This window comes from Amycolatopsis jejuensis, assembly GCF_000717335.1.
Lineage (GTDB): Bacteria > Actinomycetota > Actinomycetes > Mycobacteriales > Pseudonocardiaceae > Amycolatopsis > Amycolatopsis jejuensis.
In genome coordinates this window covers 16,276-33,207 of the sequence record NZ_JNYZ01000029.1, presented here as the reverse complement: position 1 = coordinate 33,207, position 16,932 = coordinate 16,276, and the positions used below count along the sequence as shown (strand labels likewise).

Genomic DNA, 16,932 nt, shown 5'->3' with positions numbered 1-16,932 from the left:
AACCCTCTCCATGATCACTGTGCTGACCAGGACCACCTAGCCAGGTTCACCGACAGGCTCTGGGAAATCCGCCGGCGGGCGGCGCGGCGGCCGGAGGAGTCCGGTGTGGACCAGCAGGCCGAACCCGATTCCGGCGACCAGGTCGACGACGAGGCCGGCGGGCACCGGTACCCAGCGCAGGCTGACCGCGACGTACCCGGCGATGAGCAGCCCGATCCAGAGCCGGGCCTTCTCGCCGCGGTGCTGGTCGAGCACGACGGCGGTGACGGCCAGGACGATCGGCGCCATCATCACGAACACGCGGCCGGTGTCGGTGGCCAGCAACCGGCCGACGAGGCAGCAGCCGAAAAGCCAGACGCTCGCGACGAGCAGTTCGCTGCGCAGACCCTGGCGGCGCCACAGGTGGTAGAGGCCGTAGGCGAAGATCAGCCAGAAGAAGTGGAACGTGGCGAAAATGCTGAGCTGTGTGGTGTCCTTCCCGCCCGCGAGGGCGAACCGGAAGTTCTCCAGGAGACCGCCGTTGGCCTGTCCGGCGCCGAAACCGTAGCTGGCACCGATCACCTGCTGGGCCCACATGCGGTACCCGATGTACGCGCCGATGGCCACGACGGTCGCGGCAAGGCCGAGGAGGACCTGGCGGTCTCGCAGGGACCGCCGCCGGGTCCAGGCGAGCACCGGGTACAGCGGGGCGAGCAGCAGCGCCGTCTCCTTGTTGAGCGCGCCGACGACCACGACGATCGTGAACGCGACGAGACGGCCGCGGAACGCCAGCCACAGCGCGACGACGTAGACCAGGTTGTTGAGCGGGTCGACGAGGGCGGCGTTGGAGAAAGCGTAAGGCGCGTACCAGAAAGTGCACGACAACGCGACGGCCATCAGCGCGGCTGTGAAGAGCTGCAGCCGCAAGTGGTTCCACAGGAACTCGAAGAACACCAGGATCGCCGCGAAGGTCGCGATCACGGTCAGGGCGAGCCAGAGGGTGTCGAACGACAACCCGGTGAGCAGCTGGGCGCGGTGCACGAGCCACGGGCTGAGCATCCGCAGGGCAAAGGGATTCTCGACCGGAGCCCCGGTCTGCACCGACATCTGGTAGTAGCTGAGCGCGTCCCCGAACCGGCGGGTGTGCGCTTCCTTCTGGACGTCGGCGTGGGAGATGACGTTGATGAGCGTCACCGCGGCAAGGGCCAGGTACGTCCAGGCGCGCCGGGAAGGTCTGTGATCTGTCATGTTCGTACGGTCAGCGCCCTCGGAGCCTTCGGACTATCGACGTCATCGCAATCCGCGACGACGGGATCCACACGTCGGAGTGTTCGAGCGGCCGATCGCCGTCGGTGTAGGTGATCTGCTCGATGCACAGCAGCGGGGCACCGGCCGGCACGTCGAGGATCTGCGCGACCTGCCCCTCGGCCAGGTCCGCGGTGAGCGTGCGGCGGCCAAGGGTGATGCGGACGCCGTGCCGGTGCTCGAGGACGTCGAAGAGGCTGGTGCCTTCGACGTCCCCGGCAGTGAGGCCGGGGACCGCGGCCTTGGACACCCAGTTGCGCAGGAACATCAACGGCCGCCCGTCGGGTCCCCGGCGCACCCGTTCGATCAGCCAGACCTCCTCGCCGCGCGACAGGTCCAGCAGCCCGGCCACCGACTGCTGCGGCACGGTGGAGCCGAAGGCGAGCACCTCGGTGGTGTACGCGACGCCCTGTGCCTTCAGCTCCTCGGCCATCGAACGAAGCGGATCGACGAAATCCGGCTCGGCCCGCTGCCCGGTGACGAACGTGCCGCGGCCCTGGACCTGCTGCAGGAGCCCTTCGCCGATCAACGTGCGCAACGCGCGGCGGACCGTCCCGCGGCTCACGCTCAGCGACAACGCGAGATCGGCCTCGGCGTGCAGCTTGTAGTGCTGCGGCCATTCGCCGTCGCGGACCTTCCGCCGGATCTCGTCGCTGATCTGGTCGTGGAGCGGGAGGGCGGAGTCACGCACGAGGGAGAACGCGAGGTCGTGCGACGCTCCGGTACTCACCGACTGCTCCGATCCTGCTCACCGGAACGCCCCGGCCGGTGTTCCGTGAACGACCGCGCTCAAGGTGCGGGTCATTCCTTCCGGATCACCATGGTGCCAGACGGTGCGGCCGTAGACCGCTCCGGCCACACCCGCGCCGAGACTCCGTTCGAGGTCGGCAAGGGTGCCGGTGACGGTGTCCTGTGGCGGGCCGCCCCGCAGCAGCACCGGCACCGGGACCGCCGCGACGAGGTCCGGCATCGCCTCCGGATGCGGGGTACGGTCGATCTTGACCAGGTCCGCGCCCAGCTCGAAGGCGATCCGCGCCGCGTCGGCCATCGCCTGCGACGTGGCCACCGGCGATGCGCCGCGCTCGGTCTTCACCATCACCTCGACCATCAGCGGCAGTCCCAGCGCACCGCATTCCTGCGCGGTCTCCCCGATCATGACGGCGTACGCGTTGTTCTCGTCGATGCGCCGCGTGTCGTGGATGTAGTAGACGACCGCCGCGTCGCCGTCAGCGTGCAGCACTTGCGCGGCCGACGCCCAGCGCGCGGGGGGACCGACGAGCTGGTGCGGGTCGTCCCCGACGGCCGACCGGTCGATCCGCAGCACCAGGCCGAGCTGCGGGCCGGCGCCGTCCGGATCGAGCTGGCGGGCGGCGTGCAGGCCCATCTGGAGCCCGTCGGCCCCGCCTTTCCCGCTGAGTTCCGCCAGCGCGGGCAACGCGGCCAGCGCGCCGCCCGCGGTACCGGCGGACACCGCGTGGTCGTACCCGATGATCAGGCTTTTCCGGTCCGCCGCGAACAGCCGGGCCATGCGGCGGGCATGGCCGGCCTCGACGGTCGTGGTCAGGTGCATGGGGTTCGGGTTCTCCTAACTCTCCTGAGGCGAAAGGGATACCGGGATCCGGTCGAGCGCGCGGTCCAGCCCGCGGCGCAGGAACACCCCGATGACGAGCGCGGCGGCCAGCGGGGCGCCGACTGTCACGAGCATCGACAGCCCTCCCCGCGGCCCGGGGAAGGCCGTCACGCCGTAGCCGTCGAGCAGCAGCAACAGCCTCGGCCCCAGATCGCGGGCCGGGTTCAGGCTGGTCATGGTGAGCGATCCGGTGGCCACGGTGAGCATCAGCACCAGCACGCCGATCGCGATCGGGAACGCGCCCACCGCGGGTGCGTTGGCACTGCGCCGATGCGTGGCGATGACCACGAAGACGATCAGGATCGCCGTCGCGATGAACTCGACGAGGAAACCCCGCCAGATCGGAACCGCTTGGTACGCCGCGGCATCGGTCCCGATGATGGCCGGATGGGGTGAGTACGGCGCGAAAATCAGGCCCGCGCGCTCGCCGCCGGGAGCATCGACTGTGATGTGGTTCGCCGCGATCCATTTCCGGATCTCGCCGCCGAACCACAGGAAGGTCGTCCCTGCCCCCAGAAAAGCGCCGAAGAGCTGCGACGCCCAATACGCCGGTACCTGGCTCCACGGATGACGGCCGGCGACCGCGAACGCGAGCGTCACCGCCGGGTTGAGGTGGGCGCCGGAAAACGTGGCCGACAGCCACACCGCCACCGCCACCGCACCGCCCCAGATGATGCCCATCGTGACCAGGTCGGTGACCTGCTTGAACAAGACCGCCACGGCCACCCCAGACGTCCCCAGCAGCACGATCGCGAACGTGCCCAGCACCTCGCCGGCGCAGCTGCGGCCGTTCATCGGCGCACGAGTGCGGCCAGCGCGGCACCGCGCGCGTAGGACGTCTGCGTTCCCCGCCGGGTCACCGAATCCGACGCGACGGCGATCGCGAGCTCGATCGCTTCCGCGGCATCACTCCCCGAGGCGAGCGAGTACGCGAAGGCGCCGCAGAACGCGTCCCCGGCTCCGGTGGTGTCGATCGCCCGCACGCTCGGCGCGTCGAACCAGCGCAGGCTGCCACCGTCCTCGACGAGTACCGCACCCTGCTCGCCGAGCGTGATCACGAGCCCGCTGCCGATCCGTTCGGCGAACTTGCCCGCGCCGGCGGCCAGGTCCCCCGGTGCCTGCCCGAATTCGGCTTCGAACAGCAAGGCGAACTCGGTTTCGTTGGGCACCAGCCAGTCGGTCAGCTCGAGGATTTCCGGACGGACCGGGGCCGCCGGACCGGGGTTCAGCACGGTGATCGCGCCGGAAGCCTTGGCGTGCCGGAAACCGCGGAGGATCACCGGTTGCGGGATCTCCAGCTGGCTCAGCACGAGGGCCGGCTCCGGAAGCCCGGCGAACGCGCTGTCGACCTGGTCCTCGGTCATGAACTCGTTCGCGCCCGCGCCGAGGATGATCCGGTTGCCGCCGTCCGGATCGACCAGTACATTCGCGACCCCGCTGTACGTGCCCTCGACCTGCCGCATGAATCCGACGTCGATGCCGAACGAGCGGAAGTTCTCGATCGTGTCGCGCCCGAACGAATCGGTGGCCACCGTGTTGACCATCGCGACCCGGCCGCCCAGCAGCGCGGCCATCACGGCCTGGTTCGCCCCCTTGCCCCCGAACCCCTGCGCGAAATCCCGGCCGAACACGGTCTCCCCCTGCGCGGGCATGCGTTCCAGGTAGGAGATCAGGTCGACCATCGAGCTGCCGACACACGTGAGGGCGGGACCTCTTGCTGCTTCTGACATGGCGGGCTCCAGTCCTCGTCGAATGGCAAAAGGACCATATACGTACATAGACGTCTAGTAAAGTCCGCTACGACGAGGAAGGCGTCGGTCAGCTGTGCAGGATGTCCCACACGTGCAGCGCCAGCTGCAGGTCAAGCCGGGTATCGGCCAGTTTCAGGTCCTGCGCGGTGAGTTTTTCGATGCGGGTCAGGCGCTGGCCGACGGTGTTCACGTGGACCGTGAGAGCCGTGGCCGTCTGCGCGACCGAGAAACCGGAGTGCAGCCACGCGCGCAGGGTGGCGAGCAGCTGCGCGTCTCGCCGCTCGTCCTGCTCCGCGATGGGAGCGATGAGCTGGCCGGCGAGCCGCTGCAGGTACACCGACGGCGTGTCGGCCATCAGCAGCAGCCCGAGGACGGACAGGTCCCGCAGGTCGACGAGCCCGCCCGTGCGCAGCCGGGCGGCGCCGCTCGCGGCTCGGTACGCGGAGTGGATGTCGCCGAGGCGCTCGACGGGCGGGCTGATCACGGTGACCAGCGGCCCGGGCAGCTGCTGCCGGACCCGATCGAGCGCGCCAGGGAGACCCCGCACCTCGGGCACGAGCAGCACGACGTCGTCGCCGTACGAAGTCGCAAGGACTTTGGCGCGCACGGCATTCCGGGTGTACCGGGCGATGGCGGCGACGTGGTCCTGAATTCCTTCCCCGGCAAACAACACCACGTTCCGGGCGTGGTCGAGATCGAAGCCGAGTGCGGTGCCGCGTTGCCGGAGCACGCGGGGCCGGGTGAGGCTTTCCCCGCGCAGCACATCGGAAAGCAGGTCGCCGGACAGCCGTTCCTCGATTTCGAGCGCGTGCCGCACGGTGAGCATTTCGATGCCGACGACGAGCGCGAACTGCTCCACCAGACGGCGGCGGGTGGTGTCCGGTACCGCCTGGTCGCCGAGGACCCACAGGCTCGCGGCCACCTCGCCGCAGATCACGACCGGCGTGACCCAGGCATCGTGGCCCTCGTCCTCGATGTGCCGGGTGGCGTACCCCAGGCCGGGCGCGGCCGGAAGCCTCGGCAGCGCTTGCCATCCGGCTGCCCTCTCCCCCGCTGCGGCCAGCAGACGGTCCTCGGTGTCGATCACCGCGACCGAGGCGGTGAGCACGTCGGCCAGCGCATCGACGAGACCGGCGAGCCCCGCCTCGTCGAGTACGAGCTGCATCAGCCGGTGATGCTGTTCCTCGGCCCATTCGCGGCGGGCCCGGAATTGCGCAGCGTGAATTGCGGTGACCGTCTGTTCGGCCAGCAATTCGGTGAGCTCGAGATCGGCATTGCCGTACCGCCGGGGCGCGGCCGAATACCCGACGAGGACACCGATCGGTTTTCCGGCTCCCTTCAACGGAGTGGCGACCAGGCTGTGATAGCCCTGCAGGGACGAAAGGCTGAGCCGCCCGTACACCTCGGTGTCGCGCCGCACGTCGGGGATCGCGATCGTGTGTGCCTCGCGGAATGCCTGTGCCGCAGGCGAATCGGCGTCGGCGGAGTCCGGGTGGATGCAGAGCGAACTGTCGTTGCGCAGGCGCGTGAGGTAGTCCTTGCTGAGCCCGGCCCAGCCGGTGATGTCGAGCCGGTCGGCGGCCGGATCGGCCAGCATCACCGCGCAGAAATCGAAGCCGATCAGGTCCCGCGCCAGTTCCGCGACGCGCATCAGGATGTCTTCGAGCGGTTCGGCGACATTCACCGCCCGTGAGATTTCGGATACGGCGCGCATCCAGGTGCGCAATACCGGGACGATCATGGTCATGGCAATGCCTCCCGGTCCTCGACCTGGGCTGTCACGGTAACCCGCAATTCCCCGGAAAGCCACGCGGAATGACGTGGCAGGCCACATCACATCGCCGCGGTTGCTGTGGTCGTACACATGGACACTGCCGGGTCCGGCCACGCAGACTTTCGCGGACAACAGGGTGACGGAAGGAAAATCCATGACCTCGACCAAATCCGCGCGGGCGGCCGTGACCGTGGACAGCCAGCGCTGGTACGACACGTTGCCTGCCTCGTCCGCCTTCCGCGTCGGCGACCTGGTGTTCATTTCGGGCCAGCTCAGCGTCGACAAGGAGGGCGAGGTCCGCGACCCCGGTGACGTCACCGCCCAGGCGCGGAACTGCTTCGAATCCCTGCGCGACGTGGTCGAACAGGCCGGCGGCACGCTCGACGACATCGTCGAAATCCAGAGTTTCCACACCGATCTGCGGCGCATGGACCCGGTGTTCGACGTCGCCCGCGAGTTCCTGACCGGTGGCTACCCGGCGTGGACCGCGGTCGGGTCCACCGGCTTGCCGCATCCGGAAGCGCTGGTGTCGATCCGGGCGATCGCGCATCTCGGCGACGGTCCGAAGGAGACGTTCACGCCGGACACGCTGAAGTGGTACCGCGACCTGCCTGCGTCGGCAGGCTGCCGGAAGGGCGATCTCCTGTTCGTCGGCGGCATCACGCCCACCGACGCCGACGGGAACGTGATCAACCCCGGCGATCACGAGGCGCAGGCCCGGTTTTGCTGGAACCGCGTGAAGGAAATCGCCGAATGGGCCGGCGGTTCGGCCGATGACGTCGTCGAGATCACGACCTTCCACCAGGACGCCCGCGGGATGTCCGGGATGGTGGACGCGTGGTGGGAGGACTACGGCAAGAACCTGGCGAGCGACGAAACCGTGGCGATCACCGCGATTGCGGTGCCCGGCCTGCACAAGTTCGGCGCGCTGACCGCGTGGCGCACGATCATCGACCTGTCGCCGGGCAAGCGGATCGGCAAGACGCCCGCGAGCCTGTGGTGGAAGATCGTCAACATCTCCGGGGCCACCACAAAAGAAGGCAGCACTTTCGTGGGACTGGCCGGTGAGGTCGCCTCCGATGGCGACGGGAACATCACCACTCCCGGCGACACGGCCGCGCAGGCCCGCTACGCCTTCGCGCGGCTGGTGGAATCGCTGGAAATGCTCGGCGGATCCAAGGAGAACATCGTCGAACTCACTTCGTACCACAAGGATCCGCGGGCGTGGGAGATCGTGCAGAAGGAAGGGCTGGCGTTCTTCGGCGACCACAAGCCGGCGTGGACACCGGTCGGCGTGACCGGGCTTTTCAAGGAGGGCTACGTCCACGAGATCCACGCGCTCGCGGTGCTCTGAGGCCGATCTTCACGAGGGGCCGCCGTGCGTTCCACGGGGGCGGCGGCCCCTGCTGAACCACGCCCGGGGGACGACGTCCGGGAAAGGACTGTCTCATGACTTCGGAAATCGAATCGGCCAGCGGCCACGGGGTCGCCCCGCCGCTGGTCACCCGGCCCGACGACGATCCGGCCGTGCTCGCCGACGCCGCGGTGGACGACTACGCCCTGCACGTCGTCCCGCCCATCTGGCGGCTGGGCCGGACGAAGATGGCGATTGCCTGGTCGTCCACGCTCGCCGCGCTGTTCTGGGTCGTGCTCGCGGCGATCGCCGCCTCGATCGTGGGCACGCAGCAGGCGCTGATCGGAATGGCGCTCGCGGTGATCGTGTACTTCGCCGTGTCCTACCCGCTGCAAAAGGTGGCTTCGCGCACCGGTGTCACACTCGCGAACTTCTCGCGGAGCCTGTTCGGCTTGATCGGCACGCCGATTGCCGCGCTGATCGTCGTGGTGTCGGCGTCGTGTCTCGCCATCTTCGAAGGCTCGGTGCTGTCGGTGGCGTTCCACACGCATTTCGGCGGCAGCATCCACCTTTGGTACGGCGTGGTCGCGGTGTTCTGCACGCTGATCACGCTGGGCGGGGTGCGGGTGTGGCTGGAGAAGCTCAACGCCTGGCTGCTGCCGGTGTTCCTGGCCGGACTCTTCGGGGCGTTGATCTGGGCGATCGTGCAGTACGGCTACCAGAGCGACTGGCTCACCGCCGCCGCCCCGGACCCGTCGGCCTTCAGCGGACCCGGCTGGCTGCACGCGTTCGCGCTGTACCTCACCGGCATGGTGAACGTGATCTACACCGTCGACTTCGCGCGGATGGGGAAGGTCCGCAATGTGAAGTACAACGGGCACGTCACGTTCGGCTGGGTGTACTACCTGCTGGCGATCCCCGTGATCGGCGGCATCGGCATCTACCTGTCGAAAGCCGTGCCGGTGCAGGGGGTCACCGAGGTCGGCGTGGTCACCGGCATCGTGCAGATGATGGGGCTCTGGGGGGTGGTCTACATCTTCGCCACGCAAGCGAAAATCCAGACGGCGAACATGTATCTCTCGTCGCTGAATCTGCAGATCTTCTTCTCTCGCACGGTGAAGCTGACGCTCTCCCGTTCCGTGTGGACAGTGGCGGTGGGCGTAATTCTTTTCGGCATCATGTCGGCCGACATCTTCGGGTTCGTCACGCAGTTGCTTTCCTACCAAGGAGTGCTGGCGATCGCGTGGGTCGCGGTGGCAATCGTGCACCTCGCTTCACGGAAGACGAGGACGGACCGGGAGTTCGAGACGCGTCCGGGTCGGGTGCCGCGAGTCAACCCGGGTGGACTCGCCGGATGGGCGGCCGGGTCCATCGCAGGTGTCGTACTGCTGGCGACCGGGTCGGCGTTCTCCCTCACCTACGCGCTGATCATCACCTACGCGGTGGCGACGGCGGGGTACGGCGCTGCGCTGGCCTTCGCGAAAGCCGGGTGGTTCACGATGGCGCGGCCGTTCGACCCGGCGCAGGAAGTGGCCGACGAGTGGAATGTGCACGTCGAATGTCACAAGTGCCGGAAATCGTATGTGGCCGTCGAAATGGACCGTGATCCGACCCACCGGCACGAAGCAATCTGTGCCGCGTGCGCGACCGGGCACGAGTTCCAGGCTGCGGCGCGGGCGGAATCGCAGCGCTACACCGCCGAAATCTCCTAGGGGGAAGAAAATGAACGATCCGGTGCCGCTGTGGCGGCCGGACGGCGTCTCGGAAACCAGGTTCGCGGACTTCCTGCGCTTCCTCCGGCGGGAATACGGCGTGGATTTCGGCGAGCTCGACTACGCGGGCCTGCATACGTGGTCGGTGGCGGAACCGGCGCAGTTCTGGGACGCGATCGCCCGGTTCGGCGACGTCCGCTTCCACCGCCCGCCACGCGCAGTGGTCGAAAACCTCGACGACATCACGCAGACCCGCTGGTTTCCGGGGTCCACGCTCAACTACGCCGGACAAGCGCTGACCGGCCGGGGCGAGCACGACCTGGCGATCCTGTTCGAACGCGAGGACGGCCTGCGGGAGCAGGTCACCTACGGTCAGCTGCGGGAACGGGTCGCCGCGGCGCGGGCCGGGCTGGTCGACCTCGGCGTCGGGCGGGGCGATCGGGTGGTGGCGCTCGCGCCGAACTGCGTCGAGACCGTCGTGGCGTTCCTGGCCGCCGCGAGCCTGGGCGCGATCTGGGCGTGCTGTTCCCCCGATTTCGGTGCACGGGCAGTGGAAGACCGGTTCGAACAGCTGGCGCCCACGGTGCTCATCGCCGTCGACGGGTACCAGTACAACGGCCGGGCCTACTCGCTGAGCGAGCGGGTGGAGCGGTTGCGGACCGCGCTCCCGTCACTTCGGGCGACCGTGCTCGTGCCCTATCTCGACCCCGGTGCCCGCGTGCCCGGCACGATGTCGTGGGCGCAGCTGACCGCGCGCACTGCCCCGCTCGAGTTCGCCGCGGTGCCGTTCGATCATCCGCTGTGGGTGCTGTATTCGTCCGGAACCACGGGGCTGCCCAAGGGAATTGTGCACGGGCACGGCGGAATCGTGGTCGAGCACCTCAAGGTCCTTGCGGTGATGAGCGACCTGCGCCCTGGCGACCGGTTCTTCTGGTTCACCACCACCGGCTGGATGATGTGGAACTACGTCCTCGGCGCGCTGCTGGCCGGCGCGACGATCGTGTGCTACGACGGCAGCCCGTCCTTCCCGGACGACGACCGGCTGTGGGCGATGGCCGAGGAGTACCGCATCGGGTTCTTCGGGGTGTCGGCGTCGTTCCTGCACGCGGCCCTGCGCGCCGGGCGCTCCCCCGGCCGCAAGCACGATCTGGGCGCGATGCGGATGCTCGGGTCCACCGGGTCGCCGCTCTCCCCCGACGGGTTCGCCTGGGTTGCCGAGCACGTGGGCCCGCAGGTGCAGATCTATTCGAACTCGGGCGGGACCGACGTGTGCACCCCGTTCATCATGTCCGCGCCGAACGTCCCGGTGTGGTCCGGGGAGATTTCCTGTGCCGCGCTGGGCGTCGCGGTCGAGGCGTTCGATCCGGCCGGGCGGGCGGTGCTCGACGAGCTGGGGGAACTCGTGGTCACCACGCCGATGCCGTCGATGCCCGTCGGGTTCTGGAACGACGAGGACGGAACTCGCCTGCGCGCGGCGTATTTCGAGGACTTCCCCGGAGTGTGGCGGCACGGGGACTGGGTCCGCAAAACGCCGCGCGGTTCGTACGTCGTGTACGGGCGCAGCGATTCGACGCTGAACCGGGGCGGGGTCAGGATGGGCACCGCGGAGTTCTACTCGGTGATCGAGAGTTCGGCGGAGGTCGAGGATTCACTGGTCGTCGACATCTCGTCCGGGAATGACGACGCGCCGCTGCTGTGTTTCCTCGTGCTGGCCCCGGATGCGGACGAGGAAACGACGGTGGCCCAGGTGCGCGCCGCACTTCGGCGGGAGCTGTCGCCGCGGCACGTGCCGGACCGGTTCGTGCGCATCGCCGAGGTACCGCGCACCTTGAACGGGAAGAAATGCGAGGTTCCGGTGAAGCGGATTCTGCTGGGTGCGTCGCCGGAAACCGCCGTCAGCCGCAGCGCGCTGCAGAACGCCGGGGCCATCGACGAGTTCGTCGCCCGGCGCGCCGAATTCACCGCAACCGAGGGGAAAGCATGACCACGACAGGCAAACCGGGTCGCGAATACGTCGACGACCTGTGCCGGCGCTACCGCCGGTGGGGAAACTGGGGGCTGGACGACGAGCACGGCGCGTTGAACTTCATCACGCCGGAGGCGCTCGTCCGGGCGGCGGGCCTGGTGCGGACGGGCAGGATCGTGTCGTGCGCGCTGCCGTTCGACGAGAACGGGCCGCAGTCGGGCCGGTTCGGCGGACGGCACAACCCGGTGCACACGATGCTCCAGGACGGCGGCGATATCGCGATCGGCGCGCAGGATCACCTTTCCGAGCTGCGGTTCACCGACGACACCGTGACGATGCCGCTGCAGTGCGGCACCCAGTGGGACGCGCTGGCGCACATCTTCCACAACGGACGGATGTACGGCGGGCACGGCGTCGAGTACGTCACGAGCAAGGGCGCTGCGCGCAACGGCATCGAGAAGGTGGCCGACGGGATCGCGGGCCGCGGGGTACTGCTCGACATGCCGCGGTACTTCGGGGTCGGCTGGATGTCGCCCGGCCAGGCGATCTCCAGCGCCGACCTGGCCGGTGCGGCGAGCGCGCAGAACGTGGAAATCCGCAGCGGCGACGTGGTCCTCGTCCGGACCGGGCAGCTCGCGCAGGTCCGCGCCGAGGGCAGCTGGGGCACCTACGAGGCCGGGGACGCGCCCGGGCTCGGCGTGGACAGTGCCCATTGGATCTTCGGCAACGAGATCGCCGCGGTCTGCGCCGACACGTGGGGTGCCGAGGTCCAGCCGAACGACACCGAGAACGTGTTCCAGCCGCTGCATCTGATCCTGCTGGTCAACGCCGGAATCCATCTTGGGGAGATTTTCGATCTCGAAGCACTCGCCGAAACCTGCCGCAGCGAAGGCCGGTACGAGTTCCTGTTCGTGGCACCGCCGCTGCCGATCACCGGCGCGGTCGGCTCGCCGGTCAACCCGCTGGCGATCTTCTGATGGCGGACCGGATCGTGGTGCTCGACGGCGCCCGCACTCCCGTCGGCCGGTTCGGCGGCTCCCTGAAGGACATCCCGGCACACGAGCTCGGGGCGACGGCCGCCCGGGCCGCGCTGGCCCGGGCCGGGGTCGCGCCCGCGGAGATCGGCGAGGTGGTGATGGGCTGTATCGGCCAGGTGGGCAAGGACGCCTTCAACGCGCGCCGGGTCGCGCTCGCCGCCGGTCTCCCCGACAGTGTCGCGGCATACACGGTGAACCGGTTGTGCGGCAGCGGTCTCCAGGCCGTGTGGTCCGCAGCCATGCAGATGCGCTGGAGTGGATTGGACTTCGCACTCGCCGGTGGGAACGAATCCATGTCCCGCATGCCGTTCTACGACTTCGGCTCACGCCACGGACGCACACTCGGCGACCGGACTCTGGCCGACGGCACGATGCTGATGCTCACCGATCCGTTCGACAACGTCCACATGGGAGTGACGGCGGAGAATGTCGCGGCGAAGTACGGGATTTCGCGGCGGGTGCAGGACGAGTTCGCCGTCGAATCGCAACGGCGGGCCGGTACGGATTCCGCACAGGCTGCGTTCGAGGAGGAAATCACGCCGGTCCCGATCGGCGTGAGCGTCGACGAACATCCCCGCCCCGGCGTGACCCTCGCCGCACTGGCCGGCCTGCGCCCCGCCTTCACCCCGTCCGGCACGGTGACCGCAGGAAACTCGTCGGGCATCAACGATGGTGCGGCCGCGCTGGTACTGGCCCGCGAACCCGTCGCCCGCGAACGCGGCTTCAGCGGTCAGCTGGTCGCCATCGAAGCGGTGACCACCGCGGCGATGGACCCGAGCCTGATGGGCTACGCCCCGGTCCCGGCCCTCGAGTCCCTGTTCCGCCGAACGGGAACCGTCCCGGCGGACATCGACGTGTTCGAGGTGAACGAAGCGTTTGCCGCCCAAGCCGCCGCAGTCATCCGGGACGCCCGCCTGCCGGAGGACCGCACGAACCCGTACGGCGGCGCGATCGCACTGGGCCATCCGGTCGGCGCAACCGGCGCGATCCTGACTCTGCGGGTGGTGAAGGAACTCCTCCGCCGGGACGGAGACCTGGGAGTGGTGACCATGTGCATCGGGGGTGGGCAGGCACTGGCTGCCTTGCTGCGGCGGATCTGACCTGCTCACCCTGCACGCCGGGCCGGTTCCACCGCGGTGACCTGCGCGTCCCGAGGTTCCCGGGTCTCCGGAATCCGCCACACCCCGGCCAGGCCGAGCACCGCGATGATCGCCAGGTAGATACCGGGCGCGGTGACCAGACCGGTCGCCCGGATGAGAGCCGCGGCGAGGAGCGGGGCGGTTCCGCCGAGGAGGGCGTACCCGATGTTGTAGCCCAGCGAGGCGCCACTGACCCGGAGGCGGGTCGGGAACACTTCGAGCAGTGCCGTGTAGCTGCCGCCGCCGAAGGTGCCCAGTGAGAGGGCCACCAGGACCTGTCCGGCGATGGCGCCGCCGATCGAGCCGGACGCGGCGAGCAGGAACGCCGGGACGGCGGACACCGCGAGCAGAGCCGCGCCGATCCGGATCATGCGGCGGCGGCCGAAGCGATCACCGGCGATCCCGGCCAAACAGATCGCGACGATGAACACCACCAGCGCAACGCCGTTCGCGGTGAGTGCCTGCACCCGGCTCAGCCCGGCCGTTACTTGGAGGAACGTGGGGAAATAGCCTGCCAGGTAATAGAACGCGAGCGCGCTCGTGGCCGAAAGCGCGAACGCGTACCAGATGGCGGCGGGGTTCTGGCGCACGGCGTCGCGCAACGGCGTGCGGCTGAGGTTGTCCGTGCGTGCCGCCTCGGTGAATTCCGGGCTTTCCTCGGTGCGCATCCGGAGGTACAAACCCACCAGGCTCAGCGGAAGCGCCAGCAGGAACGGAACCCGCCAGCCCCACCCCTCGAACTGCGCGTTCGTCGTCGCCGCGGCCACGCCCAGAACCACCAGCAGGCCGATGATCGACGACACCGCGGACATGGCGATCACGATCGTGATCCAGGAGGCACGACGGCCGCGAGGTGCGTGTTCGAGGGCGAACGACGTCGCGCTGGTGACCTCTCCCCCGGCGGAAAGTCCTTGCAGCAGCCGGAGAAGGACGAGCAGCAGCGGCGCGAGCAGGCCGGCCTGGCCATACGTCGGCAGTACCCCGATCGCGGCGGTACTCACGCCGATGAGGGTGAGCACGAGCGCCAGCACGCGGCGCCGTCCGATGCGGTCGCCGAGGCGGCCGAACACGATCCCGCCAAGGGGCCGGACCACGAATGCGACGCCGTAGGTCGCCAGCGTGGCCAGCAACGCGGCGCCCGAATCACCCTTGGGGAAGAACGCCGAGGCGATCACCGGCACCGCCAAGGCGTAGATCGCGAAGTCGTAGAACTCGATGAGGGTGCCGATCGCGGCGCCGGCGAGCGGGCGGCCTGCGGATGTGCGGTCAGTCATGGGGCGATCTCCAGCATCCGGCGCGGGTTGTCGGCGGTCAGTGCGGTGACGTCGTCCTGGTCGAAGCCCCGGCGCAGCATCAGGGGGACGACGTTGCGGAGCAGGTGCGCGTAGCCCTCGCCGCCGTAGCGCTGCAGGTGGGAACGGAAGCAGATGTCCTGCGAGAGCAGGATCCGGTCCCGATGCCCGCGTTCGCACAGCGCGCGGATGTGGCCGAGGCGCGTGGCGTCGTTGGGCAGGTCGATGTCGGCGTACGGGTAGTAGCTCGATTCCTGGCCGAACAGGTCGAATTCGAGGTAACAGCCGGTGTCGGCGAGTTCGAGCATCGCGTCGAGCGTGAACAGTGTGCGGTCGATGTGGCTCATCACGATCTTGGTCGACGACGTTTCCTGCCGCACCCGTGCCATCGCGTCGGCGGGGGCTTGCTCGGCCCGGCCGGGGTGGATCATCAGGGCGGCGCCGGTTTCGTGGTGGGCGTCGACGGCGGCACGCAGCACGGTGTCCTCCACCGGGTCCACCGGCCAGTTCAGGCCGATCTCACCGATCAGCCCGGCGCGGATTCCCGTGTCGCCGACGCCTTGGGTGACTTCGAGGGAGATCTGGGCGGCGAGGTCGTCGCGGGAGCGGTCGCGCAGGCCGGCGGGGTGATAATCGCGGTGGTACCACCCGCTGCCCATGATCACGTGCAGACCGGTGCGCTCGGCGACCTCGGCCAGGCCGGCCGGGTTGCGGCCGAGCCCGATACTCGTGGCGTCCACGATCGTCGACCCGCCTGCCGCGCGGTAGCTTTCCAGTTCCCGGACGGCGTCCTCGATGTCGTCCACCCGCATGTCGAAGGCGCTGTGGTGACGGCGTACCTCGTTGTAGTTCTCGAGGGTGATCGGCTCCTCCGACGCCAGCGCGGTGCCTTGCTGGCGGGTCGTGCCGCCGATGTGGGACAGCACGTGCTCGTGTGGCTGGATGTGCCCGGCCTCGTGGCCGCTGATGTCGCCCCGGACTGTGCGCAGTCCCATTTTCCGTGCTCCCTTACCTGGTGCCGGCCCGCAGGGCGGGACCGTATGTGTCGGCGAATTCCCGGACCGCGGTGACCAATCCGGCGCCGTGGCCGTCACTGATCGCGAGACTCAGCGCGACCATCGCACGCCGGGCCATCCAGTAGCCGCGTTCGAGGAGGTGGAAGAAAAGCAGCTCCCTGGCGGCCGGGTCGGCTGCGGTCAGATCGGCAGGCGAACGGACCGGGCCGGGTACCGGGTGGAAGGTGAAGAGCGATCCGCGTCCGGTCACCGTGACCGGGACGCCGGCCTCGGCGAACACCGCCTGCAGCCGTCCGCGGAGCCGGTCGCCGCGGGCGTTGAGGTCGGTCAACGCCGAGTCGGTGAGTACCTGCTCCAGTCCGGCGAGACCGGCGGCCATGGTGAGGGTGTTGTTGTTGAAGGTCCCGGCGTGCGCCCAGCGCGGCCCCTCACCCGCCGGGTCGAACCCGGCCATGACTTCTCCACGGCCGCCGAAAGCACCGAACGACATGCCGCCGCCGAGGTATTTGCCCAGTGTGCAGAGATCCGGGGTGATCCCGAGTTCCCGCTGCAGCCCACCCGGGGCGAGCCGGGACGTCATCACTTCGTCGAAAATCAACAGCGCCCCGGCGCGGGTGGTCTCGTCGCGCAGCATCTGCAGGAACGCCGGCTCGCCGGGGATCGTGCCACCGCTGCCGAGCATCGGTTCCACCAGCACCGCCGCCAGGTCGGTGGCATGCTCGGCGATGACGGCCTTGGTGCCGTCGATGTCGTTGTACGCGCCGATCACGAACCGGTGCGGCACATTCAGCGGCGCGTTGCCTTGGCCGAAGGACAGCACCCCGCCGTGGTAGCCACCCTGGAACACCAGAATGGTGGAGCGACCGGTGTGCGCGGTGGCCGCGGCGAGGGCCATCAGGTTGGCTTCGGTGCCGGAGTTGGTGAACCGCAAGAGGTCCAGGGCCGGGAATCGACGCGGCGGCCGGGGGAAGGACACG

14 protein-coding genes are annotated in these 16,932 nt (G+C 69.0%); 5 read left to right on the top strand and 9 right to left on the bottom strand.

What is annotated here, in order from left to right; translation table 11 throughout:
• Nucleotides 1-36 precede the first annotated feature (36 nt).
• The 6 genes from OO71_RS33900 to OO71_RS50520 form a co-directional block, all read right to left on the bottom strand.
• Entirely contained in the window at nt 37-1,227 is a 1,191-nt protein-coding gene (locus OO71_RS33900; RefSeq protein WP_033294073.1) for a hypothetical protein, read from the bottom strand.
• A gap of 10 nt (nt 1,228-1,237) precedes the next feature.
• The gene (locus OO71_RS33895) at nt 1,238-2,014 is read right to left on the bottom strand and encodes a GntR family transcriptional regulator (protein WP_051792566.1); all 777 of its coding nucleotides are present in this window, start codon (nt 2,012-2,014) and stop codon (nt 1,238-1,240) included.
• 18 nt (nt 2,015-2,032) lie between these two features.
• On the bottom strand, nt 2,033-2,854 hold the full coding sequence (locus OO71_RS47835) for a class I fructose-bisphosphate aldolase (protein WP_051792565.1): 822 nt from the start codon (nt 2,852-2,854) through the stop codon (nt 2,033-2,035).
• A 15-nt stretch (nt 2,855-2,869) separates the two neighbouring features.
• Nucleotides 2,870-3,709: an MIP/aquaporin family protein gene (locus OO71_RS33885; RefSeq protein WP_033294072.1), complete on the bottom strand. Its 840-nt coding sequence runs from the start codon at nt 3,707-3,709 to the stop codon at nt 2,870-2,872.
• Entirely contained in the window at nt 3,706-4,644 is a 939-nt protein-coding gene (locus OO71_RS33880) for a ribokinase (protein ID WP_051792564.1), read from the bottom strand. Before OO71_RS33880 ends, OO71_RS33885 begins: the two co-directional genes overlap by 4 nt.
• 88 nt (nt 4,645-4,732) lie before the next feature.
• The gene (locus OO71_RS50520; protein WP_033294070.1) at nt 4,733-6,412 is read right to left on the bottom strand and encodes a helix-turn-helix domain-containing protein; all 1,680 of its coding nucleotides are present in this window, start codon (nt 6,410-6,412) and stop codon (nt 4,733-4,735) included.
• A gap of 181 nt (nt 6,413-6,593) precedes the next feature.
• Between OO71_RS50520 and OO71_RS47830 the strand changes: the two genes are divergently transcribed.
• The 5 genes from OO71_RS47830 to OO71_RS33850 all read left to right on the top strand — a co-directional run bounded on the left by OO71_RS47830 (nt 6,594) and on the right by OO71_RS33850 (nt 13,608).
• Nucleotides 6,594-7,793, top strand: coding sequence for a Rid family hydrolase (locus OO71_RS47830; protein ID WP_051792563.1), 1,200 nt, complete (start codon nt 6,594-6,596; stop codon nt 7,791-7,793).
• Between the two features lie 95 nt (nt 7,794-7,888).
• Complete coding sequence (locus OO71_RS33865; RefSeq protein WP_033294069.1) at nt 7,889-9,505, top strand: purine-cytosine permease family protein; 1,617 nt, start codon at nt 7,889-7,891, stop codon at nt 9,503-9,505.
• 10 nt (nt 9,506-9,515) lie between these two features.
• Entirely contained in the window at nt 9,516-11,489 is a 1,974-nt protein-coding gene (locus OO71_RS33860) for an acetoacetate--CoA ligase (protein ID WP_033294068.1), read from the top strand.
• Nucleotides 11,486-12,448 carry a cyclase family protein gene (locus OO71_RS33855; protein WP_033294067.1) on the top strand — a complete coding sequence of 321 codons (963 nt, stop codon included), beginning with the start codon at nt 11,486-11,488 and terminating at the stop codon, nt 12,446-12,448. Before OO71_RS33860 ends, OO71_RS33855 begins: the two co-directional genes overlap by 4 nt.
• Nucleotides 12,448-13,608, top strand: a complete 1,161-nt coding sequence (locus tag OO71_RS33850) for a thiolase family protein (RefSeq protein WP_033294066.1) — start codon at nt 12,448-12,450, stop codon at nt 13,606-13,608. The genes OO71_RS33855 and OO71_RS33850 overlap by 1 nt, the downstream gene beginning before the upstream one ends.
• Nucleotides 13,609-13,613: 5 nt before the next feature.
• On the opposite strand, the gene OO71_RS33845 is transcribed toward OO71_RS33850, so the two are convergent.
• From OO71_RS33845 to OO71_RS33835, 3 genes are read right to left on the bottom strand one after another with little or no spacing between them, the layout of a single operon-like run.
• Nucleotides 13,614-14,921: an MFS transporter gene (locus OO71_RS33845; RefSeq protein WP_051792562.1), complete on the bottom strand. Its 1,308-nt coding sequence runs from the start codon at nt 14,919-14,921 to the stop codon at nt 13,614-13,616.
• Nucleotides 14,918-15,934, bottom strand: coding sequence for a phosphotriesterase family protein (locus OO71_RS33840; protein WP_033294065.1), 1,017 nt, complete (start codon nt 15,932-15,934; stop codon nt 14,918-14,920). The genes OO71_RS33845 and OO71_RS33840 overlap by 4 nt, the downstream gene beginning before the upstream one ends.
• Before the next feature lie 13 nt (nt 15,935-15,947).
• Nucleotides 15,948-16,931 carry an aminotransferase class III-fold pyridoxal phosphate-dependent enzyme gene (locus OO71_RS33835; RefSeq protein ID WP_051792561.1) on the bottom strand — a complete coding sequence of 328 codons (984 nt, stop codon included), beginning with the start codon at nt 16,929-16,931 and terminating at the stop codon, nt 15,948-15,950.
• Nucleotide 16,932: the final 1 nt, after the last annotated feature.

Coding starts and splice junctions, on each gene's coding strand:
- OO71_RS33900 (WP_033294073.1), bottom strand. CDS start 1,227: ATGACAGATCACAGACCTTCCCGGCGCGCCTGGACGTACCTGGCCCTT.
- OO71_RS47835 (WP_051792565.1), bottom strand. CDS start 2,854: ATGCACCTGACCACGACCGTCGAGGCCGGCCATGCCCGCCGCATGGCC.
- OO71_RS33885 (WP_033294072.1), bottom strand. CDS start 3,709: ATGAACGGCCGCAGCTGCGCCGGCGAGGTGCTGGGCACGTTCGCGATC.
- OO71_RS33880 (WP_051792564.1), bottom strand. CDS start 4,644: ATGTCAGAAGCAGCAAGAGGTCCCGCCCTCACGTGTGTCGGCAGCTCG.
- OO71_RS50520 (WP_033294070.1), bottom strand. CDS start 6,412: ATGACCATGATCGTCCCGGTATTGCGCACCTGGATGCGCGCCGTATCC.
- OO71_RS47830 (WP_051792563.1), top strand. CDS start 6,594: ATGACCTCGACCAAATCCGCGCGGGCGGCCGTGACCGTGGACAGCCAG.
- OO71_RS33865 (WP_033294069.1), top strand. CDS start 7,889: ATGACTTCGGAAATCGAATCGGCCAGCGGCCACGGGGTCGCCCCGCCG.
- OO71_RS33860 (WP_033294068.1), top strand. CDS start 9,516: ATGAACGATCCGGTGCCGCTGTGGCGGCCGGACGGCGTCTCGGAAACC.
- OO71_RS33855 (WP_033294067.1), top strand. CDS start 11,486: ATGACCACGACAGGCAAACCGGGTCGCGAATACGTCGACGACCTGTGC.
- OO71_RS33850 (WP_033294066.1), top strand. CDS start 12,448: ATGGCGGACCGGATCGTGGTGCTCGACGGCGCCCGCACTCCCGTCGGC.
- OO71_RS33845 (WP_051792562.1), bottom strand. CDS start 14,921: ATGACTGACCGCACATCCGCAGGCCGCCCGCTCGCCGGCGCCGCGATC.
- OO71_RS33840 (WP_033294065.1), bottom strand. CDS start 15,934: ATGGGACTGCGCACAGTCCGGGGCGACATCAGCGGCCACGAGGCCGGG.